Consider the following 21,748-nt stretch of genomic DNA (forward strand, 5'->3'; position numbering starts at 1 on the left):
ACGGTTGTGAACAGAGGGCCCCCGCATCCATGGCGACCATGGCAAGCGGGGGGATCGGACCTCGATGAGAAAGCGTGAAGTGACTTGAAGGTCAAGTGCTGGCGGCAACTCGGCACCGCAGGTGGCCCGGACACCGCAGCGCGCATATCCCTGCATCCATCGCAACATTTCATTTAGGTAAATTGATTACGAATAGTAGAATCAAGACATCCACCAAGGAGACATTCGATGAACACAAGCGCCCGTCCCGACCTGTCCACACTGCCACCGCCCGCCGCCGTGCAGCAGCTGCACCACTACGCCTACAAGGCCCGCGATGCCGAGGAGACCCGCCACTTCTACGAGGACATCCTGGGCCTGCCGCTCTATCACATCATCCAGAGCGACTACGTGCCCAGCACGGGCGAGTACTGCCCCTACACGCACTTCTTCTTCCGCCTGAAGGATGGGTCGTTCATCGCCTTCTTCGACATCGGCGACGACGAAAAGGCCCTGCCCTCGCCCAACACGCCGCTGTGGATCAACCACATCGCCTTCCGCGTGGACACCGTCGAGGAACTGGAGAACACCAAGGCCCGCCTGGTGGCGCATGGCATCGAGGTGCTGGGCGTGACCGACCACCACATCTTCAAGAGCATCTATTTCTTCGATCCCAACGGCATCCGCCTGGAGCTGTCGGCCCAGCTGGCCGACGAAGTGCAGATGGCGCGCGAAAGCACCACCGCCCACGCCCGCCTGAACGAATGGACGGCACGCAAGGAGCAATGGCGCAAGGAACGCGCCGAAGGCAAGGCCGCCCAGCCGCTCAAGCCCCAGAGCAACGACCGGCCCGAGTTCGTGCCCGATGCGGCGGCCTGAATAAAACCCGGCGAACAGGCAGACGGACGGGGTCGGTAGAATCCCCGTCAAACCGTCATCCATTTCGCATATGCAGACGGCATCCCTTCAACGGATGCCGTTTTCATTTGCCAAACGCCATTCGCACAATTCCCCGCAAGCAAGCCATGAGCGACACCATTGCCCAGCCAGGCCTCGACAGCCTGTCCAAATCGTTTGAACCCGCAGCCATCGAGGCCCAATGGGGCCCTGAATGGGAAAAGCGCGGCTACGGCGCAGCCGGCGTGCGCGGCACGGGCCAGGCAGATGCATCCCAGCCCTCGTTCTCCGTCCAGCTGCCGCCGCCCAATGTGACGGGCACGCTGCACATGGGCCATGCGTTCAACCAGACCATCATGGACAGCCTCACGCGCTACCACCGCATGAAGGGCCACAACACGGTCTGGGTGCCCGGCACCGACCACGCGGGCATCGCCACCCAGATCGTGGTGGAGCGCCAGCTGCAGGAGCAGGGCATCGCCAGCCGCCACGACATGGGCGCGACGCCTCCCGAGGCGCGCAAGAACTTCGTGAGCAAGGTCTGGGAGTGGAAGAACCAGAGCGGCAACACCATCACCGGCCAGATGCGCCGCATGGGCGACAGCGTGGACTGGAGCCGCGAGTACTTCACCATGGACGACAAGCTGTCGTCCATCGTCAACGAGACCTTCGTGCGCCTGTACCAGCAGGGCCTGATCTACCGTGGCAAGCGCCTGGTGAACTGGGACCCCAAGCTGATGTCCGCCGTCTCCGACCTCGAGGTCGAGAACGAGGAAAAGGACGGCTCGCTGTGGCACATCGCCTACCCGCTGGCCGACGGCTCGGGCCAGCTCGTGGTGGCCACCACGCGCCCGGAAACCATGCTGGGCGACGCAGCCCTGATGGTGCACCCCGAGGACGAGCGCTACCAGGCGCTGATCGGCAAGACCGTGATCCTGCCCCTGGTGGGCCGCGAGATCCCCATCATTGCCGACGACTACGTGGACCGCGAGTTCGGCACGGGCGTGGTCAAGGTCACGCCTGCGCATGACAACAACGACTACGCCGTGGGCCAGCGCCACGGCCTGCCGATGATCTGCGTGCTGACGCTGACGGCCACCATCAACGACGAGGCGCCCGAGAAGTACCGCGGCATGGACCGCTTCGTGGCGCGCAAGGCCATCGTGGCCGACCTGGACGCGGCCGGACTGCTGGTCGAGACCAAGAAGCACAAGCTCATGGTGCCCATCTGCACGCGCACGGGCCAGGTGATCGAGCCCATGCTGACCGACCAGTGGTTCGTGGCCATGAACAAGGTGGGCGAAGGCGATGCCACGGGCAAGTCCATCGCACAGAAGGCCATCGACGCCGTCTCCAGCGGCCAGGTGCAGTTCGTGCCCGAGAACTGGGTCAACACCTACAACCAGTGGATGAACAACATCCAGGACTGGTGCATCTCGCGCCAGCTGTGGTGGGGCCACCAGATTCCCGCCTGGTACGACGAGGACGGCAAGGTCTACGTGGCCCGCACCGAGGAAGAAGCCCGCGCCCAGGCCCCCGGCAAGACGCTCACGCGCGACGAGGACGTGCTGGACACCTGGTACTCCTCGGCCCTGGTGCCGTTCTCCACCATGGGCTGGCCGAACCAGACCGAGGCGGCCGACGATGACTACAACCTCTACCTGCCCAGCTCGGTGCTGGTCACGGGCTACGACATCATCTTCTTCTGGGTCGCCCGGATGATCATGATGACCACGCACTTCACGGGCCGCGTGCCCTTCCGCCATGTCTACATGCATGGCCTGGTGCGTGACGCCCAGGGCAAGAAGATGAGCAAGTCCGAGGGCAACGTGCTCGACCCCGTGGACCTGATCGACGGCATCGACCTGGACACCCTGCTGGACAAGCGCACCCAGGGCCTGCGCCGCCCCGAGACCGCCCCCCAGGTGCGCAAGAACACGCAAAAGGAATTCCCCGAGGGCATTCCCGCCTACGGCGCCGATGCGCTGCGCTTCACCTTCGCGGCCCTGGCCTCGCTGGGCCGCTCCATCAACTTCGACAGTAAGCGCTGCGAGGGCTACCGCAACTTCTGCAACAAACTGTGGAACGCCAGCCGCTTCGTGCTGATGAACTGCGAAGGCCATGACTGCGGCCTGCTGCCCCACACCAAGGAGCAATGCCAGGCCGGCGGCGAGTTCGCGGGCTACATGCAGTTCAGCCAGCCCGACCGCTGGATCACCTCGCAGCTGCAGAAGGTCGAGGCCGAAGTGGCCAAGGGCTTTGCCGAATTCCGCCTGGACAACGTGGCCAACGCGCTGTACGACTTCGTCTGGAACGAGTTCTGCGACTGGTATCTGGAAATCGCCAAGGTGCAAATCCAGACCGGCAGCGAGGCCCAGCAGCGCGCCACGCGCCGCACGCTGATCCGCACGCTGGAGGCCATCCTGCGCCTGGCCCACCCCATCATCCCGTTCGTGACCGAAGCCCTGTGGCAGAAGGTCGCCCCGGTCGCCGGCCTGCCCGGCGAGTCCGTGGCCGTGGCCCGCTACCCCGAGGCCCAGCCCGAGAAGATCGACGAAGCCGCCATCGCCTACGTGGGCCGCATCAAGCAGATGATCGACGCCTGCCGCACGCTGCGCGGCGAGATGGGCGTGTCGCCCGCACAGCGCCTGCCGCTGCTGGCCGTGGCCAGCTCGGCCGACGAGGCGCAGTTCCTGCGCACCAACGCCGCCGTGCTTCAGAACCTGGCCAAGCTCAGCGAAGTCAAGGTGTTCGACGACGAAGCCGCCTGGGCCGAGGCCGCCCAGGCCGCGCCCGTCTGCGTGGTGGGCGAGGCGCGTCTGGCGCTGTTCGTGGAGATCGACGTGGCGGCCGAAAAGGCCCGCCTGTCCAAGGAGGCCGCACGTCTGGAAGGCGAGATCACCAAGGCCAATGCCAAGCTGGGCAACGAGGCCTTCGTGGCCAAGGCACCCCCGGCCGTCATCGACCAGGAAAAGAAGCGCGTGGCCGACTTCGGAGCAACGCTGATTCGCATCCAGGAACAACTCGCCCGCCTGGGTTGAAAGATCCGTTTATGAGCACCCAGACCCGTGTCCGCAAAGCCGTGTTTCCCGTTGCCGGGCTCGGCACGCGCTTTCTGCCCGCCACCAAGGCCTCTCCCAAGGAGATGCTGCCCGTGGTGGACAAGCCGCTGATCCAGTACGCCGTGGAAGAGGCCTACGAGGCCGGCATCCGCGACATGATCTTCGTCACCGGCCGCAGCAAGCGCGCCATCGAGGACCATTTCGACACCGCCTACGAGCTGGAAAACGAGCTGGAGAACGCCGGCAAGCAGGCCATGCTGGAGCTGGTGCGCAGCATCAGCCCCGCCGACATGAACTGCCTGTTCGTGCGCCAGCCGCGCTCCCTGGGCCTGGGCCACGCCGTGCTGTGCGCCGAGCCGCTGGTGGGCAACGAGCCCTTTGCCGTGCTGCTGGCCGACGACCTGATGGTGGGCGAGTCCGGCGGCCCGGGCGTGATGGCCCAGATGACCTCGGCTTTCCAGAAACAGGGCCGCTCCCTGCTGGCCGTGCAGGAAGTGCCGCTGGAGCAGACCAAGCGCTACGGCATCGTGGCTGGCGAGCCGGCTGGCGGCGCGCTGATGCGCATCGAGAAGATCGTGGAAAAGCCCGCGCCCGAGAAGGCGCCCTCGCGCATGGGCGTGGCTGGCCGCTACGTGCTGACACCGGCCATCTTCGAGGAGATCCGCAACCAGCCCAAGGGCGTGGGCGGCGAGATCCAGCTGACCGACGCCATCGAACGCCTGATGGCCCATGAAGCCGTCTACGCCTTCCAGTACCAGGGCAAGCGCTACGACTGCGGCAGCAAGGAAGGCTTTTTGCAGGCCACGGTGGAGCTGGCGCTGCAGCATGAGGACGTGGGCGCGAGCTTCCGCGAATACCTGCAGGGCCTGAGCATCTGAGGCCGGGCCCCAGGGCCGCCCCTGCCCCATGCAAAAGGCCTGCGAAAGCAGGCCTTTTTCTTTGGAGCGAGCCGCGTGCAGCCGCTCAGCGCCGGCGCAGGATGTGGATGAACTCCGCGCCCACGGTCTGCTGCTCCACCAGTTCATTGCCGGTCTGCTTGGCGAAGGCCTGGAAGTCGCGCAGCGATCCGGTATCCGTGGCCACCACCTTGAGCAACTGGCCGCTGTCCAGTTCGGCCAGCGCCTTCTTGGCCTTGAGAATGGGCAGCGGGCAGTTGAGCCCGCGCGTGTCGATTTCCTTGTGAATTTCCATCGGATGCACCTCTTGAGCCTGGGATTCTAGGCGGCATCGCGGCGGAGGCCGGCAGCAGTGTCTTGATCGGCGCGACTCGCTTCAGCCTCCTGGGCCTGCTCGGCACGCTTCCAGAAGTCACGGATCACAGGATCATGCCCCCGGCTGCGCAGCCACTTGGCCAGCGCCATGCCGGTGCCCGAAGGCCAGGCCTGGACCTTCTCGGGCTCCAGCAGGCGGTATTCCAGCAGCTCGGGCGACAGCCGGACCTGGCCGCTGGCGCGCACATGGAAGGCGATGATCACCTGGTTCATGCGCAGGAACTCATGCACGCTGATCAGCTCCAGCGACTCGGCCTTCAGGCCGGTTTCCTCCGCCACCTCGCGCGCCACGCCCTCCTCGGGCGACTCGCCGGCCTCCATGAAGCCCGTGATCAGCCCGAAGACCTTCTCGGGCCAGGCCGCATTGCGCGCCAGCAGCACCTTGCCGTCCAGCTCCACGATGGCGGCCAGCACGGGCGTGGGATTGTTCCAGTGCGTCCAGCCGCACTCGGGGCAGCGCAGGCGCGATACATCGCCGCCGTCCTCGGCCTGGATCACCCACTGCAGGGGGGTGGCGCAGTGCGTGCAATAGCGGGTTTCATAGTGCATGGGACTGTTCCTGGTTTTTTGCTGTCCTGGCTCAATGCAAACAGGAAGGCCCGCCGGAAGGCGGGCCTGTCGCTGTATCAGGCGGGGAAGACGCCCGTGGACAGATAGCGGTCGCCGCGGTCGCAGACCACGAAGACGATGGTGGCGTTGTTCTCGCGCTCGGCAATCTGCTGGGCCACCCAGCAGGCGCCCGCCGCCGAGATGCCGGCAAAGATGCCTTCCTCGCGCGCCAGGCGGCGCGCCATGTCCTCGGCATCGTCCTGGCCCACGAGCACGGTCTCGTCGATCAGCGAGGCGTCGTAGATCTTGGGCATGTATTCCTCGGGCCACTTGCGGATGCCGGGGATGCGCGAGCCCTCGGCCGGCTGGGCGCCCACGATGCGGATGGCAGGGTTCTTTTCCTTGAGGAACTTCGCCACGCCGGTGATCGTGCCCGTGGTGCCCATGGCGCTCACGAAATGCGTGATCTCGCCGCCGGTCTGCTCCCACAGCTCGGGGCCCGTGGTCTCGTAGTGGATGCGCGGATTGTCGGGGTTGCCGAACTGGTCGAGCACCACGCCCTTGCCCTGGGCCACCATCTGGTCGGCCAGGTCGCGCGCGTATTCCATGCCGCCGCTCTTGGGCGTGAGGATCAGCTCGGCGCCATAGGCCTTCATCGTCTGGGCACGCTCGATGGACAGGTCCTCGGGCATGATCAGCACCATCCGGTAGCCCTTGATCGTGGCGGCCATGGCCAGCGCAATGCCGGTATTGCCCGAGGTGGCCTCGATCAGCGTGTCGCCGGGCTTGATGTCGCCGCGCTCTTCGGCGCGGCGGATCATCGACAGGGCCGGCCTGTCCTTGACCGAACCGGCCGGATTGTTGCCTTCCAGCTTGCCCAGCACCACGTTGCCACGTTCCTGGCGAGACTGCGCACCGATGCGCTGCAATGCCACCAGGGGCGTGCGGCCGATGGCGTCTTCGATGGTCGGATAAATTTTCATAGCCTCACACTGTGCCATAATTCGCCCCTGCGCTAAGTAGCCCGGGTGGTGAAATTGGTAGACGCAGGGGACTCAAAATCCCCCGCCGCAAGGCGTGCCGGTTCGATTCCGGCCCCGGGCACCAGAGATTACGTAGCCGAAAAAGCAGTCCGCTGCTTTTTCGGCTATTTCTTTTCCGGCCGCTGTCTTCACAGTGTCCGCACACCCCTCCTTCCTGCACCAGCCCTTTTAAGCGGCTGCACTGCAATTCAAGGCCTCCAGCCTGACCAGATCCTGCGTCCTCATGCCTTGGGCGGGATAGCCCCTGCGCGCTTTCACCCGCATACCGCCCAACCTGTGTACAACTTTGGCATCAAGCCACCGCCAAGGCGGAAACGGACTGCAATCAGGCGCATGTCCAGCCCGCCCCGAATCGCCCCCACCGCGGCCTGCCCCCAAGCCTTGCCCAGTGCGCTGAATCCGGCACCCTCCCTCTGAAAACCGGTATCTGCACCATCGCCATGCAGCCAATTTCCGGCGCGGGCACCAGCCCGGTGCGCCCGCTGCAAAGGCCTGGTGATGCCCATGAAAAAAGCCACCCTGGGGTGGCTTTATTTCTCCACAGAACCCTTGAACAACCCTGTGGATATTCAGTGAACAGCAAGTGAACGAGGCGTCCAAGTGCTTGCATTCACTGGCCGCAAGCTAGGCTGCCTGCAAATCAGGCAGCCCCTGAATCCAAGGGAAAACCCTTGAAACCGGGGTCACCTGCCGCGCCGCGCCTCAGGCATCGGAGCGGCGGATCTGGGCGCGGCCCGCCGCCGTGATGTGCCATTGATGGCTGCTGTCCACTTCGACCAGTCCACGCTCGCGCAGCCTCTTGGACAGATGCTCGCGCGCCGCGCTTTCCAGCGACACGGGCTCGCCCATTTCCAGCTTCTTGAGCACTTCGAGTTCATCCACCGTCGGCTCGTACACGGGTGCGTGATATGTGGTTTCGGCCATCGCTACTCCTTCGCTATTCAAAGTCTCATGCCCCGGCACTGCCCAAGGCATGGGTCCCAACATAGCGTTGGCCGGGACGCCGCGCAATCGGTGTCCGCACCTTTTTTCGCGATGTGGGCGATGATGGCACGCTTTGCGGCGGCGTCCCACAGGTGCCAGGGCACTGCCCTGTCCGGGAAACGGGCATCCCGCTCTCTTGCCGCCGCCCTCTGCTCTCCGCTCTTGCCATCTGCTCCAGGGATTCAGGTTTTCATGTTGTACGCCATCACCGCCTTGTTCGCCTTCCAGTTGCTGGGAGAGGCCATCGTCCAGCTCACGGGGCTGCCGCTTCCGGGAGCGCTTATGGGCACGCTGCTGCTGCTGGCGGCGCTGCTGCTGCACGGCCGCCTGCCCGAGTCGCTGGAGAAGGCCGCCGGCGTGCTGCTGCAGAACATGATGCTGCTGTTCATTCCCGTCATTGCAGGCGTGATGCTGGAGTTCGACCGGCTGTCGCGCGAATGGCAGCCCTTCGTGATCGCCTGCGTGGCGGGTGCAGCCATTACCTTCCTGGCCACGGCCTTCACCTTCCGCTGGTGCCTGGAGCGCCAGCGCGCCCGCGAGGCGGCCGCCAGCCAGGGAGACAAGGCATGAACGCGCTCACCACCCACTGGCACAGCGCCTGGCAGTCGCTGTCCGGCAATGCCTCCACCGCCCACCTGCCCTGGCTGGTGCTGACCATGGCCGTCTACCTGGCGGCCATGGCGCTGTACCGCCGAAGCGGCAACCATCCGCTCCTGATTCCCGTGTTCACGGCCGTCGTCGTCATCGTGGGCGTGCTGCTGGCCACGGGCACCTCCTATGCCAGCTACCGCAGCGGCGTCTCGCTGCTGGGACTGCTGATCGGCCCGGCCACCGTCGCGCTGGCAATTCCGCTGTACGCCCAGCGCGAGCGCATCCGCGCGCTGTGGCTGCCCATCAGCGTGGCGCTGGCCGTGGGCTGCGTGGTGGCGTTGCTGTCGGCACTGCTGATCGGCTGGAGCCTGGGAGCGACGGTGCAGACGCTGGTGGCGCTGGCGCCCAAGTCGGCCACCATTCCCATCGCCCTGCCCATGGCCGAGCGCTTTGGCGGGCCGGCCTCGCTGGCGGCCGTGGCCGTGGCCATCACCGGCATTGCGGGCACGATGATGGCGCCGCTGCTGATCCGCTTGGTGCGCAGCGATGACCCGGCCGTGCAGGGTTTTGCCCTGGGACTTACGGCCCACGCCATCGGCACGGCACGCGCGCTGCAGGTGAATCCGACCATGGGCGCCTTCTCGGCCCTGGCCATGGGCCTGAACGGCGTGGCCACGGCCGTGGTCATGCCGCTGTGCCTGGCCGTGCTGCCCTGGTTTTGAGCGCGATTACGGGTTTTCCCCAGAGACACCCCCACAAGCCTGTGGACAAGCGCCGCCAGCAGCAAGGATAAGTCAGTTAAGTGACTGTCATCGTTGAACAATCCAAGGCCTGCTTAATTTTCAGGCAGGCCGGTGCTCCCTGGCGCGCTGCTGCAGCCATGAAGAGAACACGCGCAGGGCGGGCGCGGGCTGGGCATCGGGCGCCAGGGCCGGGGTGACCAGGTAGTAGGCGCGGTTGCCGCGCAGCGGCTGGGGGCAGGCAATGATGAGGTCGCCGCGCGCCAGCTCCTGCTCGATCAGCATGGGCGGCATCAGCGCCACGCCCAGGCCCTGGCTGGCGGCCACGGCCAGCATGGAAAACAGCTCCAGCCGCATGCCGTCCAGCGCGCGCGGCGCGGCCACGCCCATGGCATCGAACCACTGCTGCCAGCCGTAGGGCCGCGTGCTTTGCTGCAGCAGCGGCATCCGGGCCACGATGTCCGCCCCCACAGGCAGCCAGGCCCGGCCCGGCTCGCGCGCCTGGGCCGTGGCCAGCAGTTGCGGGCTGCACACGGGCACCACCTCTTCGTCCATCAGCCATTGCGCCTGCACACCGGGCCAGCGTGCCACCTGCTCGGGCGTGCCTGCATAGAGCGCAGCGTCGAACACGGTATCGGCAAACAGGAAGGGCCGCGTCTGCACATCGATGTGCACGGTGACCTCGGGATGCTCGCGCGCCAGCTGCGGCAGGCGCGGCAGCAGCCAGCGCGTGGCGAAGGTGGGCACGGCCGCCAGGTTGAGCGGGCCTCCCTCGCCCTGGTGGGCCATGATGTCCAGCGTGTCGCGCTCCAGGCCGTGCAGCCAGCGCGAGACCTGCTGGGCGTACTGCGTGCCGGCCTCCGTCAGCAGCACGCCGTGGCGCGTGCGCCGGAACAGCTGCACGCCCAGGAACTCCTCCAGCGCAATGATCTGGCGCGATACCGCGCTTTGCGTGAGCGACAGCTCCTGCGCCGCACGCGTGTAGCTGATGTGGCGGGCGGCCGACTCGAAGCAGGCCAGGGCTTGGGTGGATGGCAGGGCTCTACGCATATCTCATGAATTCAATGCACTTCAGAGCATCACATCATAGGGAATAACCCGCAACAACCCATTCATACATGCGCTTTACGCATTCATGGATGAACAAACATCGTTTGCGCCACGCGCAGGCCCGCTTCTAAGATGCGTCGCAACAACGCTCCATGGTCACAGCCTGCCCGGCTTTGGCATATGGCAGCGACCCGCCCTTGACCTCTTTGTTTTTTGGAGAAACCACGCCATGGCCCGCAACAGCTTCCAATGGGATGACCCCTTCCAGCTCGACCAGCAACTGAGTGAAGACGAGCGCATGATCCGCGACGCGGCCCATGCCTACTGCCAGGAGAAGCTGGCGCCCCGCGTGCTGGAAATGTTCCGCCATGAAAAGACCGACGTGAGCATCTTCCGCGAGATGGGCGAGCTGGGCCTGCTGGGCCCCACCATCCCCACGCAGTACGGCGGCGCGGGCCTGAACTATGTCAGCTACGGCCTGGTGGCGCGCGAGATCGAGCGCGTGGACTCGGGCTACCGCTCCATGGCCAGCGTGCAAAGCTCGCTGGTGATGGTGCCCATCAATGAATTCGGCACCGAAGACCAGAAGAACAGGTACCTGCCCAAGCTGGCCAGCGGCGAGTTCATCGGCTGCTTCGGCCTGACCGAACCCGACCACGGCTCCGACCCCGGCAGCATGTCCAGCCGCGCCTACAAGGTGGACGGCGGCTACCGCCTCAAGGGCAACAAGATGTGGATCACCAACAGCCCCGTGGCCGACGTGTTCGTGGTCTGGGCCAAGGAAGTGACCGAGGACGGCCATGTGGGCGAGATCCGCGGCTTCATCCTGGACAAGGGCATGAAGGGCCTGTCGGCCCCGGCCATCCACGGCAAGGTGGGCCTGCGCGCCTCCATCACGGGCGAGATCGTGATGGACGATGTCTTCGTTCCCGAGGAAAACGCCTTCCCCGAGGTGCGCGGCCTCAAGGGCCCATTCACCTGCCTGAACAGCGCACGCTTCGGCATTGCCTGGGGCGCCCTGGGCGCAGCCGAGTTCTGCTGGCACACGGCGCGCCAGTACACGCTGGACCGCAAGCAGTTCGGCCGCCCCCTGGCCGCCAACCAGCTGGTGCAGAAGAAGCTGGCCGACATGCAGACCGAGATCACCCTGGGCCTGCAGGCCGCGCTGCGCGTGGGCCGTATGAAGGACGAGCACCAGAACGTGATCGAGATCACCTCGCTGATCAAGCGCAACAACTGCGGCAAGTCGCTGGACATTGCCCGCATGGCGCGCGACATGATGGGCGGCAACGGCATCAGCGACGAGTTCGGCGTGGCCCGCCATCTGGTCAACCTGGAAGTGGTCAACACCTACGAAGGCACGCACGATGTGCATGCGCTGATCCTGGGCCGTGCCCAGACCGGCATCGCAGCTTTTGCCAACTGACCCCCTGAGGCGCTTCGCGCCTTCCCCCTTCTCGCTTCGCGGAGGGGGACGACGCCCTCGCCGCGAGGCGGCTCTTGCTCGGCGTCCCTGGCCTGCTCCACGCCCATGTCACACGCTATGGGTGATGGAAGCTCAAGCCCTGAGCTGAACTACCAGCGGCATCGGGCGCGCTCATATTTCTTCCCTCTCATGTCCTCCACATCCTCCGCGCCGGCCGCATTGGCTGGCATCAAGGTGCTTGATCTTTCCCGCGTGCTGGCCGGGCCCTGGTGCACGCAGACACTGGCCGACCTGGGCGCCGATGTGATCAAGGTCGAGCGGCCCGTGGCCGGCGATGACACGCGCCACTGGGGGCCTCCGTTCCTGCCGCGCGACGATGGGCAGGCCACGCAGGAGGCCAGTTATTTCACGGCCTGCAACCGCAACAAGCGCTCGGTCACCATCGACATGTCCACCCCCGATGGGCAGCAGCTGATTCGCCAGATGGCGGCCGGGGCCGATGTGCTGGTGGAGAACTTCAAGGTCGGTGGCCTGGCCCAGTACGGGCTGGACTACGAAAGCCTCAAGGCGCTCAACCCGCGCCTGATCTATTGCTCGGTCACGGGTTTCGGCCAGACCGGCCCGTATGCCGAGCGCGCGGGCTACGACCTCATGGTGCAGGCCATGTGCGGGCTGATGAGCATCACCGGCCATGCCGACGAGGCGCCCGGAGGCGGCCCGCTCAAGGTGGGCGTGGCCGTGATCGACGTGTTCACGGGCCTGTATGCCAGCAATGCCATCCTGGCCGCGCTGCATGCGCGCCAGGCCTCGGGCCGGGGCCAGTACATCGACATGGCCCTGCTCGACGTGGGCATGGCCGTGCTGGCCAACCAGGCCGCCGGCTTTCTGGCCACGGGCGAATCGCCGGGCCGCGCCGGCAACATCCACCCCAGCCTGGCGCCCTACCAGGACTTCGCCACGGCCAACGGCAACGTGCTGCTGGCCATTGGCAACGACGGCCAGTTCGCGCGCTTTTGCGCCGCCGTCGGCGAAGCCGGCTGGGCGCAGGACGAGCGCTTTGCCACCAACACCGCGCGCGTGCGCAATCGCCAGGCGCTGCTGGAGCGGATGGTGCCCCTCATGAAGACACGCGGCACGGCCGAATGGATTGCGCTGCTGGAAGACAAGGCCGTGCCCTGCGGCCCCATCAACACCATCGCCCAGGCCTTCAACGACCCGCAGGTGCGCGCACGCGGCATACGCGTCGAGCTGCCGCGCGCGGCCGGCGACGGCATCTCGCGCATCGCCGGCGTGGCCAGCCCCATGCGGCTGAGCGACACCCCGCCCGTGCTGCGCAGCGCACCGCCCTCCCTGGGCCAGCACACCGATGAAGTACTGGGCGAGCTGGGCATTGCGCCCATGGCCATCCAGGCGCTGCGCTCGCGCGGCGTGGTCTGATCGCCTGCGCCAGGCAACACCGCCTCCTCCAAATCTTTTTCCTCAAGCACCGCCATACGAATGTCTTAAAAAATCCCAGCCTTCCCACCCGTCGGTGCCTCACAACAAACGCTCACAACATCCATTCAAGGAGACAACACCATGACTCACACCACTCGCATCGCGCTCGCCGGCATCCTCGGCGCCCTCGCGCTGTCGGGCGCAGCCCATGCCCAGGGCTACCCTGCCAAACCCATCAAGCTGCTCGTGCCCTTCGCGGCCGGCGGCACCACCGACCTGATCGCGCGCATCGTGGCCGAGCCGCTGGGCCGCGCCCTGGGCCAGCCCGTGGTGGTCGAGAACAAGGGCGGCGGCGGCGGCAGCATCGGCGCGGCCGAGACGGCGCGCTCCCAGCCCGACGGCTACAGCCTGGGCATTGCCACCGTGTCCACCACGGCCACCAACCCGGCGATCAACCCCAAGATCCCGTACAACGTGCTGACCGACTTCACGCCCATCGTGAACATCGCGGCCACGCCCAACATCATTGCGGCCCACCCCAAGTTCGCGGGCAAGAACTACCAGGAGTTCCTGGCCGAGGTGAAGAAGAACCCCGGCAAGTACTCCTACGCCTCGCCCGGCAACGGCAGCATCACCCATCTGATGATGGAGATGTTCAAGCTGTCCACGGGCACCGACATCACCCACGTGCCCTACCGTGGCAGCGGCCCCGCGCTGAACGACGCCGTGGCCGGCCAGGTTCCGCTGATCTTCGACAACCTGCCCTCCGCCCTGGGCTTCGTCAAGGAAAAGCGCCTGGTGCCCATCGTGGTGGCCGCGCCCCAGCGCCTGGCAGCGCTGCCCGATGTGCCCACCTTCAAGGAAGTGGGCCTGGCCCCCGTCAACCGCATGGCCTACTACGGCATCGTCGGCCCCAAGAACCTGCCGCGCGACATCGTGGACAAGGTCAATGCCGCCACGCGCAAGGTGCTGCAGGACCCCGCCATCAAGAAGCGCATCGAGGAAACCGGCTCGCTGATCGTGGCCGACACGCCCGAGCATTTCTTTGAAGAGATCAAGGCCGAACTGGCGGTCTACAAGGACGTGGTGCAAAAGCAGAACCTGACGATGGATTGAGCCTGCGCGTCACCCACTGACCATCCCCGCCACGGCGGGGATTTTTTTCAGGCTTCGCCAGCGGCAGGCGACAGCAACGCCTCGCACACCTCGCACAGGCGCTCAGCCAGACGCCGGCCCGGCGCAGACAACTGGGCCCGCACGTGCAGTGCCACTTCCACATCAGGCACGGGGGCGAAGCCGGCCATGCCGTCGAGCAGGCGGTGGCCGGGCCCGACCAGCCGGCGCGGCAGCAGGCTGATGCCCAGGCCCTGCTCCACGGCGGCTTCCAGGCTGGCCAGGCTGGCGCTCACATAGGCCAGGCGCCAGCGCCGGCCTGCGGCATCCAGCGCATGCGTCATCTCGCTGCGGTACAGGCCGCCCTGTGGAAACACCACCAAAGGCAAGGGATCCATCCCGTGGCAGGGATGCCGCGCACTGTCTATCCAGGCCAGCGGTTCAGGCCAGCGCGCCATGCCGGGCGTGCTGCCGCTGCGCTGCTTGACGATGGCCAGGTCCAGCTCGCCGGACTGGAACTGCTGCCATATCGCCTGCGACAGCCCGCTGCTCAGCTCCAGCCGCAACTGCGGCTGGCTGCGTGCCAGCGCCGCAAAGGCGGGCATCACGGCGCCGGCCGCAAAGTCTTCGGGAACGCCGATGCGCAGCACGGCCTCGGTGGCGCCAGCCAGCTGCTCCACGGCCTCGTCCATGAGCGCGAGGATGCGTTGCGCATAGGCCAGCAGGCGCTCTCCTTCCAGCGTGCATTCCACATGGCGCCCGCTGCGGTCCAGCAGCGTGCAGCCCATTTGCTCCTCCAGCCTGCGGATCTGCTGGCTGACCGTGGACTGGGTCAGGTGCACGCCCTGCGCCGCGCGCGTGAAGCTGCCGGTTTCGGCCACGGCGCAGAAGCTGCGCAGCAGGGTGGGGTCTATGGAAGAGGGCTGCATGGGGCTTGGGCGAATTTCAGTGGCTTTGTCACTGCCTGGCATTTGATCATTTAATTTTCCAATTGATGGCCCCCGTCCTAGACTGCGGCCTCAGCTCCCGATTGCCCAGCTATCCCCATGCAAGAACAAGAACACATCCGCCTGCTGCGCCATGCCGTGCAGCTGGCGCACGACAACCGCCTGCGGGGCGGCCGGCCCTTCGGCGCCCTGCTCGCGCGCGAGGGGCAGATCCTGTCCACGGGCGTCAACGAGATCGTGCAAAGCCATGACCCCAGCGCCCACGCAGAAATGCAGGCGCTGCGCGCGGGCACGCGCGCCCAGGCCAACGCCAGCCTGGCCGGCTGCACCATCTACGCCAGCGGCCACCCTTGCCCCATGTGCCTGGCGGCGCTGGTGATGGCCGGGGCCGAGCAGGTCTTCTTCGCCTTCGACAACGCGGATGCACAGCCGTATGGCCTGTCCAGCGAGGGCGCCTACCAGCGGCTGCGCATGCCGCTGCAGCCGCCACCGCTGCCCCTGAGGCGGCTGGACACGGGCATCACGGCGGCCCAGCTGTACGGCAACGCCCCCTGGGCCTGAAGCCATGTCGTCCATTGCGCCTGCGCACACCGAGACCCCTGCCGCGGCACACGCCATTCCAACGGCGCTGTGGCTGGCCACCGTCGTGCTGGTCACGCTGAACCTGCGCCCGTTTCTCACGGCCATCGGCCCGCTGGGACCGCAGATCCAGTCCGCCACCGGCATGGATCTGTCCACGCTGTCCTGGCTGACCCTGCTGCCCATGGCGTTGATGGGCCTGGGCGCCTGGCTGGCCCCGGCCGCGCTTCAGCGCCTGGGTCCGCGCCGCGCCGTGGTCGGGTCCTTGGCGGTGATTGCGCTGGGCTGCGCGCTGCGCGTGGCGGGCTCCAGTGCGGCCACCCTGCTGGCCACGGCCGCGCTGTGCGGCGCTGGCGTGGCCCTGGTGCAAGGCGTGCTGCCGGGCCTGATCAAGCGCCAGTCGCCCGCACGCATGGCGCAGATGATGGGGCTGTACTCGGCCGCGCTCATGGGCGGCGGCGCCCTGGGCGCCCAGATTTCGCCGCTGGCCGTGCAATGGGGACTGGACTGGCGCCTTGCGCTGGCGCTGTGGACTGCGCCCGCCCTGCTGGCATTGGCGCTGGCGCGGCATGCGCTGCGTGCGTTGCCGGCTCCGGCGCCCATGGCAGGGGCCAACGCCACGCAAGACACCGACTGGCTGCGCCGGCGCCCGCGCACCTGGATGCTGATGGCCTGCTTCGGCCTCATCAACGGCGGCTATGCGGCCATGGTGGCCTGGCTTGCACCCTTCTACCAGACGCACGGCTGGAGCCCCGCGCAAAGCGGCGGCCTGGTCGCCCTGCTGTCGGTGGCACAGGCCGGCGCCGCGCTGGGACTGCCCGTGCTGGCCGCGCGCCATGCCGACCGGCGGCCATGGCTGGGGTTCACGCTGCTGTGCCAGATCATCGGTCTGGCCGCGCTGGCCTGGTGGCCTGATGCGGCGCCGCTGCTCAACATCGTCATCCTCGGCATCGGCCTGGGTGGCTGCTTCGCGCTGATGATGGTGGTGGCGCTCGACCATCTTCCCCACCCCACGCAGGCCGGGGCGCTCAATGCGCTGATGCAGGGCGGCGGCTTTCTGATTGCGGCGCTGGCGCCCTATGTGATCGCCCGGCTGCACCAGTTCACGGGCGGATTCGGCGCCGGCTGGCTGGCACAGATGGCCGCCGTGCTCGTGGTCTGCGTACTGGTGTCCCGCCTGGCACCGCAGCGCTACGCCCAGGCCATGCGGGCACCCGGCGGCTGACCCGCTTCAGTGCGCCGTTGCCTGGAAGCCGGCAGACCAGCGCACGAAGGCCCAGACGCACCAGGCCAGGCCCAGCGCCACCAGGCCGCCGCCGATCCAGCCGATGTTCTGCATGCCCGCATGCATGCTGACCTGACTGCCCAGCAACGCGCCGCCGCCAATGCCGATGTTGAAGATGCCCGAGAACATGGACATGCCCACATCGGTGGCGTCGGCTGCCAGCTTGAGCACCTGGGACTGCATGGCCAGGGCGAAGCAGATCATGGCGACACCCCAGACCGAGCTCATCACATAGAGCGAGGCCTCATGGCCCGAGGCCGGCACCAGCATCAGCAGGCTGGCCGACAGCACGCCAATGGCGGCCAGCAGAAAGCCGCGCGGATGGCGCAGGCCCCACCAGCTGAACATCACGCTGCCCACGATGCCCATGCCGCCGTACAGCAGCAGCACGGCCGTGGTCACCTTGCCCTCGAAGCCCGCGATGTCCTGCACGAAGGGCTCGATATAGCTGTAGGCCGTGAACTGCCCGGTGATCACGACCACCAGCAGGATGTAGATGGACAGCAGCGCCGGACGGCGCAGCAGCATGGGCACGCTGGCCAGGTTGCCCGCGTTCTCGCTGGGCAGACGCGGCAGCAGCCGGGCCAGGGCCACCATGACGATGGCGGCCACCCCGCCCACGGCCAGGAACGTCGTGCGCCAGCCCAGCCATTCGCCCACGATCCGGCCCAGCGGAATGCCCAGCACCATGGCCATGGAGGTGCCGGTGGCCAGCAGGCTCAGCGCCACGGCCTTCCTTCCGGGCGGCGCCACGCGCACGGCCAGCGAGGCCGTGATGGACCAGAACACCGCATGCGACAGCGCGATGCCGATGCGGCTGACCATGAGCGAGGCAAAGCTCCAGGCCACGCCCGACAGCACATGGCTGGCCACGAACAGCGCGAACACGCCCATCAGCAGCTTGCGCCGCTCCACATTGCGCGTGAGCAGCATGAAGGGCAGCGAGGCCAGGGCCACGATCCAGGCGTAGATGGTCAGCATCAGCCCGACCTGCTCGGTGGGCATGCCAAAGCTCGCGCCAATGCTGCTGAGCAGGCCCACGGGCACGAACTCGGTGGTATTGAAGACGAAGGCGCCCAGCGCCAGCGCGATCACGCTGAGCCAGGCCTGGGCGGCCGTGGGTGTGGATGACGCGGAAACGGAGCCGGCCGCAGCGGAAACGGAAGGGGGCATGGGGAACGTGGGGCCTTTTTTGTTGCAGCGCAATATTGTGCTGCGCCATGCGACCGCCTGATGTCAGCTGCCGCGCAGGCCCCAGTGCCGCCAGGGAGACTCAGGCGGGCGGCAGGTGGCAGACGGCCTCGATGTTGTGGCCGTCGGGGTCGAGCACGAAGGCTGCGTAATAGTCGTCGTGGTAGTGCGGTCGCAGGCCGGGCTCGCCATTGCAGCGCCCGCCTGCGGCCAGGGCGGCCGCGTGGAAATCATCGACCATGTTGCGGTTGTCCACGCGAAAGGCCACATGGATGGGCGGCTGGTTGGGCTCGCCGCCGGTGATCCAGAAATCAGGCTTGGGCGGCTCGCCAAAGCCGGCCGTGTCGCCGTGGCCGGTGAGCTCGGCGGACAGCTCCATCAGGATCTCGTAGCCCAGGGGAGCCAGCGCCCGCGCATAAAACTCCCGGCTGCGGTCGAAGTCCGATACGAGGATTCCCGTGTGGTCGATCATGGCGGCGCTCCTGCCTGTTCGTGACAGGCACCAGCATGCCATGGAGGCCGCCTGCGCACCAGCCGGGAGCCCCCGGTGCTCAGTAAGCGACGGTAAAGCGCTCGCGCAGGTGCAGGCCCTTGTCCAGCGCATCGACCAGGGCCACGGCCAGATCGGCGGCGGAGATGGTGCCGGGCTGGCCGTCGGCCTGCATCAACGGCTCATCCTTGCCCGTGCGGTACTGGCCCGTGCGCTCGCCATGGTCACCCAGGTGCAGGGCAATCGGCGGGCTCAGCATCGTCCATTCCAGGCCCTGCTCCTTTTGCAGATCGTTGAGGGCATCGCGCGCAGCCGAGGCGCCGGGCTTGATGGCGGCCGGGAACTCGGGCGTGTCCACCAGTTGCCTGCCGGGCGCGATGTAGAGGCTGCCCGCACCGCCCACCACCAGATAGCGCTTGACGCCAGCCGCCTTCGTGCCCGCCACGATGGCGCGCGAGCCGCGCATGAAATCCTCATAGATGTCGGGATTGCCCCAGCCCGCGTTGTAGGCGCTGACCACGGCGTCCGCGCCTGCCACGGCCCGCTGCACGGCGGCGGCATCCAGCACATCGGCCTGCACGGCGTGCAGATGCGGCTGGGCCGCCAGCCTGGCGGGGTCGCGCACCAGGGCCACGACCTCGTGGCCGCGCTGCAGCAGCTCCTTCAATACCGCCGAACCCACAAAGCCGGTTGCGCCAATGAGTGCCACTTTCATCTTCATTCCTTTGCGGCGCCTGGGCGCCTGTTCACGATGGCATTGAGATTACGCCGTTCACAATCGCTGCGGAAGACGGCAGTCTTCACCAACAGCTTGAAGCACCACTTCACAATACAGCCCATGGACGACTACAAACGCATGGCCGTTTTCGCCGCCGTGGTGCAGCACGGATCGATGAGCGCCGCCGCGCGCGCCCTGGGCATGAGCCCCTCGGCCGTGAGCCAGCAGGTGCGCCAGCTCGAGCGCGACGGCGGCGTCACCCTGCTGCACCGCTCCACCCGGCAGATCGCCCTCACCGACACGGGCGAGCGCTACTACCAGCAGTGCGCCGCCATGGCACAGGCCGCCAGCCAGGCGCGGGCCGAACTGGCCGCTGCGCGCGACGAGCCCGGCGGCGAACTGCGCCTGTCGGCCACCGTGGGCTTTGCGCGCCACATCGCGCCGGCCCTGGGCAGCTGGCTGGCCCGGCATCCGGCACTGCGCCTGCACCTGGATGTGGACGATGCTCCCATCGACCTCATCCAAAGCCGCATCGACCTGGCGCTGCGCTTTGGCCGGCTGGCCGACTCGGGCTGGGCGGCCCGGCGCCTGGGCGCCATGCGCAACTGGCTGTGCGCCTCGCCCGCATGGATACAGGAGCACGGCGGCGGCGCGGCCTGGCGCCACCCGGCACCGCTGGCCAGCGCGCGCTGGCTGGGCCTTGCGCGCGAAGGCCAGGGCCAGGCCCTGCGGGCCGAGGCACGCCACCCGGCCACGGGCGAGACCTACAGCCTGCAGGTGCAGCCCCATGTGGCCAGCAACAACCAACTGTCCCTCCAGCAGATGTGCGAGGCCGGCCTGGGCCTGGCCCTGCTGGGCAGCATGGACGTTGCCGACGCGGTGGCCGAAGGACGCCTGGTGCGCCTGCTGCCCGACTGGGACTTCGGCGGCCTGGACATCTGGGCCGTCACCCCCCAGCGCCAGGCCCAGCCCGCCAAGGTGCGCCAGGCCATTGCCGCGCTGCAGGCCTATCTGGCGCAGTTGCCCGGCGTGGTCGATGCGCCGGCGCAGGCCCCGGCCGAGGTCCCGGGCCGATAAAAAAAGCCCGCACAAGGCGGGCATGAAAACGAAGGGAGGACAGGCTCTCAGTCGAGGGCCGTCTTCTGGCCGTTCTTGAACACGCTCAGCGTGTACGAAGGGTTCTTCATCTCGCCGTTCTTCTCGAAAGCGATCTTGGAGGTCACGCCCGAGTAGTCGGCCTTCTGCAGGAAGGGGATGTAGACCTTGGGGTCCCAGGAGTTGGCGCGCTTCATGGCGTCGGCCAGCATCATGGTGGCGTCGTAGAAGTACGGGCTGTAGACCTGGAACTGGCCGGGGTACTTGGCGTCGTAGCGCTTCTTCCATTCCGTGCCGCCAGGCATCTTGGCCAGCGAGGCGCCGCCGTCGGCGCAGATCACGTTGTCCAGCGGCTTGGCGCCGGCGGCCACCTTGGCCAGCTCGGGCACGCACAGGCCGTCGCCGCCGAAGTACTTGGCATCGTTCATGCCCAGCTGGGCCATCTGGCGCAGCATGGGGCCGGCCTGGCCATACATGCCGCCGTAGAAGATGCCTTCGGGCTTCTTGGCCTTGATCGAGGTCAGGATGGCCATGAAGTCCGTTGCCTTGTCGTTCGTGAACTCCGAGGCCACGACCTTCACGCCCAGCTTTTCCGCATCCTTCTTGAACACATTGGCCAGGCCCTGGCCGTAGGCCGTGCGGTCATCGATGATGGCCACGGTCTTGAGCTTGAGCGTTTCGGCCGCGTACTTGGCCAGCGCCGCGCCCAGCGCGTTGTCATTGGCAATCACGCGGTAGGTGGTGTTCCAGCCGGGCTTGGTCAGGTCGGGGTTGGTGGCCGCGCCCGTGATCATGGGAATGCCGCAGTCCTGGAAGACCTTGGACGAGGGAATGGCCACGCCCGAGTTGAGGAAGGCCACGGCGCCGGCGACCTTGTCGTCGCACAGCTTCTGCGAAGCGGCCGTGCCCTGCTTGGGATCGGCCACATCGTCTTCGGCCACCAGCTGGAACTTGACCTTCTTGCCGGCGATCTCCATGCCCTTGGCATTGAGGTCGTCAATGGCCATGCGCACGCCGTTCTCGTTGTCCTTGCCGAAATTGGCCTGGGGTCCGGACACGGGGCCGATGTGGCCGATGCGGATCACCTGCTCCTGGGCCATGGCCACGCCACCCATGCCGGCCACGACGGCCGCAATACACAACTTCCGGGACATCTTCATCGCGCACTCCTCAGTTGAAACAGGCCGTCACGTTATTCCCGTCATCGCGGCTTGGCAATGGCGCGTCACGCCGCGTGACGGGACCGCGACACTCGGCCCCAACTCAGTGTTTACGAGAATCCATCCCCAACCAAAGCTGTG

General features: G+C 67.0%; 21 protein-coding genes and 1 tRNA gene. 12 read left to right on the forward strand and 10 right to left on the reverse strand.

What is annotated here, in order from left to right; genetic code table 11:
• The first annotated feature begins 228 nt into the window (after nt 1–228).
• The 3 genes from ACRSCF_RS22420 to galU all read left to right on the forward strand — a co-directional run bounded on the left by ACRSCF_RS22420 (nt 229) and on the right by galU (nt 4,816).
• Nucleotides 229–858: a VOC family protein gene (locus ACRSCF_RS22420; RefSeq protein ID WP_012204140.1), complete on the forward strand. Its 630-nt coding sequence runs from the start codon at nt 229–231 to the stop codon at nt 856–858.
• A gap of 146 nt (nt 859–1,004) precedes the next feature.
• Nucleotides 1,005–3,917, forward strand: a complete 2,913-nt coding sequence (locus ACRSCF_RS22425) for a valine--tRNA ligase (RefSeq protein ID WP_244386644.1) — start codon at nt 1,005–1,007, stop codon at nt 3,915–3,917.
• A gap of 11 nt (nt 3,918–3,928) precedes the next feature.
• Entirely contained in the window at nt 3,929–4,816 is an 888-nt protein-coding gene (galU, locus tag ACRSCF_RS22430; RefSeq protein ID WP_016448953.1) for a UTP--glucose-1-phosphate uridylyltransferase GalU, read from the forward strand.
• Between the two features lie 85 nt (nt 4,817–4,901).
• Here galU and ACRSCF_RS22435 read toward each other — a convergent pair whose 3' ends face one another.
• From ACRSCF_RS22435 to cysM, 3 genes are all read right to left on the reverse strand, one after another.
• Entirely contained in the window at nt 4,902–5,129 is a 228-nt protein-coding gene (locus tag ACRSCF_RS22435; RefSeq protein ID WP_012204137.1) for a sulfurtransferase TusA family protein, read from the reverse strand.
• A gap of 26 nt (nt 5,130–5,155) precedes the next feature.
• Nucleotides 5,156–5,758, reverse strand: coding sequence for an NUDIX hydrolase (locus ACRSCF_RS22440; protein WP_034365382.1), 603 nt, complete (start codon nt 5,756–5,758; stop codon nt 5,156–5,158).
• A gap of 77 nt (nt 5,759–5,835) precedes the next feature.
• Nucleotides 5,836–6,741, reverse strand: coding sequence for a cysteine synthase CysM (cysM, locus tag ACRSCF_RS22445; protein WP_017407070.1), 906 nt, complete (start codon nt 6,739–6,741; stop codon nt 5,836–5,838).
• A gap of 39 nt (nt 6,742–6,780) precedes the next feature.
• Between cysM and ACRSCF_RS22450 the strand changes: the two genes are divergently transcribed.
• Nucleotides 6,781–6,865, forward strand: a tRNA-Leu gene (locus ACRSCF_RS22450).
• A gap of 638 nt (nt 6,866–7,503) precedes the next feature.
• Here ACRSCF_RS22450 and ACRSCF_RS22455 read toward each other — a convergent pair.
• Nucleotides 7,504–7,725, reverse strand: a complete 222-nt coding sequence (locus tag ACRSCF_RS22455; protein WP_016452574.1) for a hypothetical protein — start codon at nt 7,723–7,725, stop codon at nt 7,504–7,506.
• Nucleotides 7,726–7,977: 252 nt separating this feature from the next.
• On the opposite strand from ACRSCF_RS22455, the gene ACRSCF_RS22460 reads away from it, so the two are divergent.
• Both ACRSCF_RS22460 and ACRSCF_RS22465 read left to right on the forward strand, forming a co-directional pair.
• Nucleotides 7,978–8,355 carry a CidA/LrgA family protein gene (locus ACRSCF_RS22460; RefSeq protein ID WP_017407068.1) on the forward strand — a complete coding sequence of 126 codons (378 nt, stop codon included), beginning with the start codon at nt 7,978–7,980 and terminating at the stop codon, nt 8,353–8,355.
• Complete coding sequence (locus tag ACRSCF_RS22465) at nt 8,352–9,098, forward strand: LrgB family protein (protein ID WP_016448958.1); 747 nt, start codon at nt 8,352–8,354, stop codon at nt 9,096–9,098. The genes ACRSCF_RS22460 and ACRSCF_RS22465 overlap by 4 nt, the downstream gene beginning before the upstream one ends.
• A gap of 120 nt (nt 9,099–9,218) precedes the next feature.
• Here the strand turns inward: ACRSCF_RS22465 and ACRSCF_RS22470 are convergent, their stop codons facing one another.
• The gene (locus tag ACRSCF_RS22470; RefSeq protein WP_012204131.1) at nt 9,219–10,166 is read right to left on the reverse strand and encodes a LysR substrate-binding domain-containing protein; all 948 of its coding nucleotides are present in this window, start codon (nt 10,164–10,166) and stop codon (nt 9,219–9,221) included.
• A gap of 229 nt (nt 10,167–10,395) precedes the next feature.
• On the opposite strand from ACRSCF_RS22470, the gene ACRSCF_RS22475 reads away from it, so the two are divergent.
• The 3 genes from ACRSCF_RS22475 to ACRSCF_RS22485 all read left to right on the forward strand — a co-directional run bounded on the left by ACRSCF_RS22475 (nt 10,396) and on the right by ACRSCF_RS22485 (nt 14,145).
• On the forward strand, nt 10,396–11,592 hold the full coding sequence (locus ACRSCF_RS22475; RefSeq protein ID WP_016448959.1) for an acyl-CoA dehydrogenase: 1,197 nt from the start codon (nt 10,396–10,398) through the stop codon (nt 11,590–11,592).
• Between the two features lie 189 nt (nt 11,593–11,781).
• A complete protein-coding gene (locus tag ACRSCF_RS22480; RefSeq protein WP_034365377.1) occupies nt 11,782–13,029 on the forward strand; it encodes a CaiB/BaiF CoA transferase family protein in 1,248 nt (415 codons plus the stop codon).
• A 141-nt stretch (nt 13,030–13,170) separates the two neighbouring features.
• Nucleotides 13,171–14,145, forward strand: a complete 975-nt coding sequence (locus tag ACRSCF_RS22485; protein WP_016452578.1) for a tripartite tricarboxylate transporter substrate binding protein BugE — start codon at nt 13,171–13,173, stop codon at nt 14,143–14,145.
• Nucleotides 14,146–14,192: 47 nt separating this feature from the next.
• Here the strand turns inward: ACRSCF_RS22485 and ACRSCF_RS22490 are convergent, their stop codons facing one another.
• Nucleotides 14,193–15,071 (reverse strand): LysR family transcriptional regulator, encoded by an 879-nt coding sequence (locus tag ACRSCF_RS22490; protein WP_034365374.1) that lies wholly within the window; start codon nt 15,069–15,071, stop codon nt 14,193–14,195.
• A 117-nt stretch (nt 15,072–15,188) separates the two neighbouring features.
• On the opposite strand from ACRSCF_RS22490, the gene ACRSCF_RS22495 reads away from it, so the two are divergent.
• Nucleotides 15,189–15,650 carry a nucleoside deaminase gene (locus ACRSCF_RS22495; RefSeq protein ID WP_047217797.1) on the forward strand — a complete coding sequence of 154 codons (462 nt, stop codon included), beginning with the start codon at nt 15,189–15,191 and terminating at the stop codon, nt 15,648–15,650.
• A gap of 4 nt (nt 15,651–15,654) precedes the next feature.
• The gene (locus ACRSCF_RS22500; protein ID WP_244386647.1) at nt 15,655–16,893 is read left to right on the forward strand and encodes a cyanate transporter; all 1,239 of its coding nucleotides are present in this window, start codon (nt 15,655–15,657) and stop codon (nt 16,891–16,893) included.
• A 6-nt stretch (nt 16,894–16,899) separates the two neighbouring features.
• Here ACRSCF_RS22500 and ACRSCF_RS22505 read toward each other — a convergent pair whose 3' ends face one another.
• The 3 genes from ACRSCF_RS22505 to ACRSCF_RS22515 all read right to left on the reverse strand — a co-directional run bounded on the left by ACRSCF_RS22505 (nt 16,900) and on the right by ACRSCF_RS22515 (nt 19,349).
• A complete protein-coding gene (locus ACRSCF_RS22505) occupies nt 16,900–18,126 on the reverse strand; it encodes a sugar transporter (protein WP_016452582.1) in 1,227 nt (408 codons plus the stop codon).
• Nucleotides 18,127–18,226: 100 nt separating this feature from the next.
• The gene (locus tag ACRSCF_RS22510; protein ID WP_016448965.1) at nt 18,227–18,616 is read right to left on the reverse strand and encodes a VOC family protein; all 390 of its coding nucleotides are present in this window, start codon (nt 18,614–18,616) and stop codon (nt 18,227–18,229) included.
• Between the two features lie 79 nt (nt 18,617–18,695).
• The gene (locus tag ACRSCF_RS22515) at nt 18,696–19,349 is read right to left on the reverse strand and encodes an NAD(P)-dependent oxidoreductase (RefSeq protein WP_244386649.1); all 654 of its coding nucleotides are present in this window, start codon (nt 19,347–19,349) and stop codon (nt 18,696–18,698) included.
• Between the two features lie 123 nt (nt 19,350–19,472).
• Here ACRSCF_RS22515 and ACRSCF_RS22520 point away from each other — a divergent pair, with 123 nt between their 5' ends.
• On the forward strand, nt 19,473–20,429 hold the full coding sequence (locus tag ACRSCF_RS22520; RefSeq protein WP_016448967.1) for a LysR family transcriptional regulator: 957 nt from the start codon (nt 19,473–19,475) through the stop codon (nt 20,427–20,429).
• Nucleotides 20,430–20,476: 47 nt separating this feature from the next.
• Here ACRSCF_RS22520 and ACRSCF_RS22525 read toward each other — a convergent pair whose 3' ends face one another.
• On the reverse strand, nt 20,477–21,607 hold the full coding sequence (locus tag ACRSCF_RS22525; RefSeq protein WP_016448968.1) for a branched-chain amino acid ABC transporter substrate-binding protein: 1,131 nt from the start codon (nt 21,605–21,607) through the stop codon (nt 20,477–20,479).
• Between the last annotated feature and the right edge of the window lie 141 nt (nt 21,608–21,748).

Origin of the sequence: Delftia sp. 11MD (assembly GCF_050907895.1) — a bacterium.
Lineage (GTDB): Bacteria > Pseudomonadota > Gammaproteobacteria > Burkholderiales > Burkholderiaceae_C > Comamonas > Comamonas tsuruhatensis.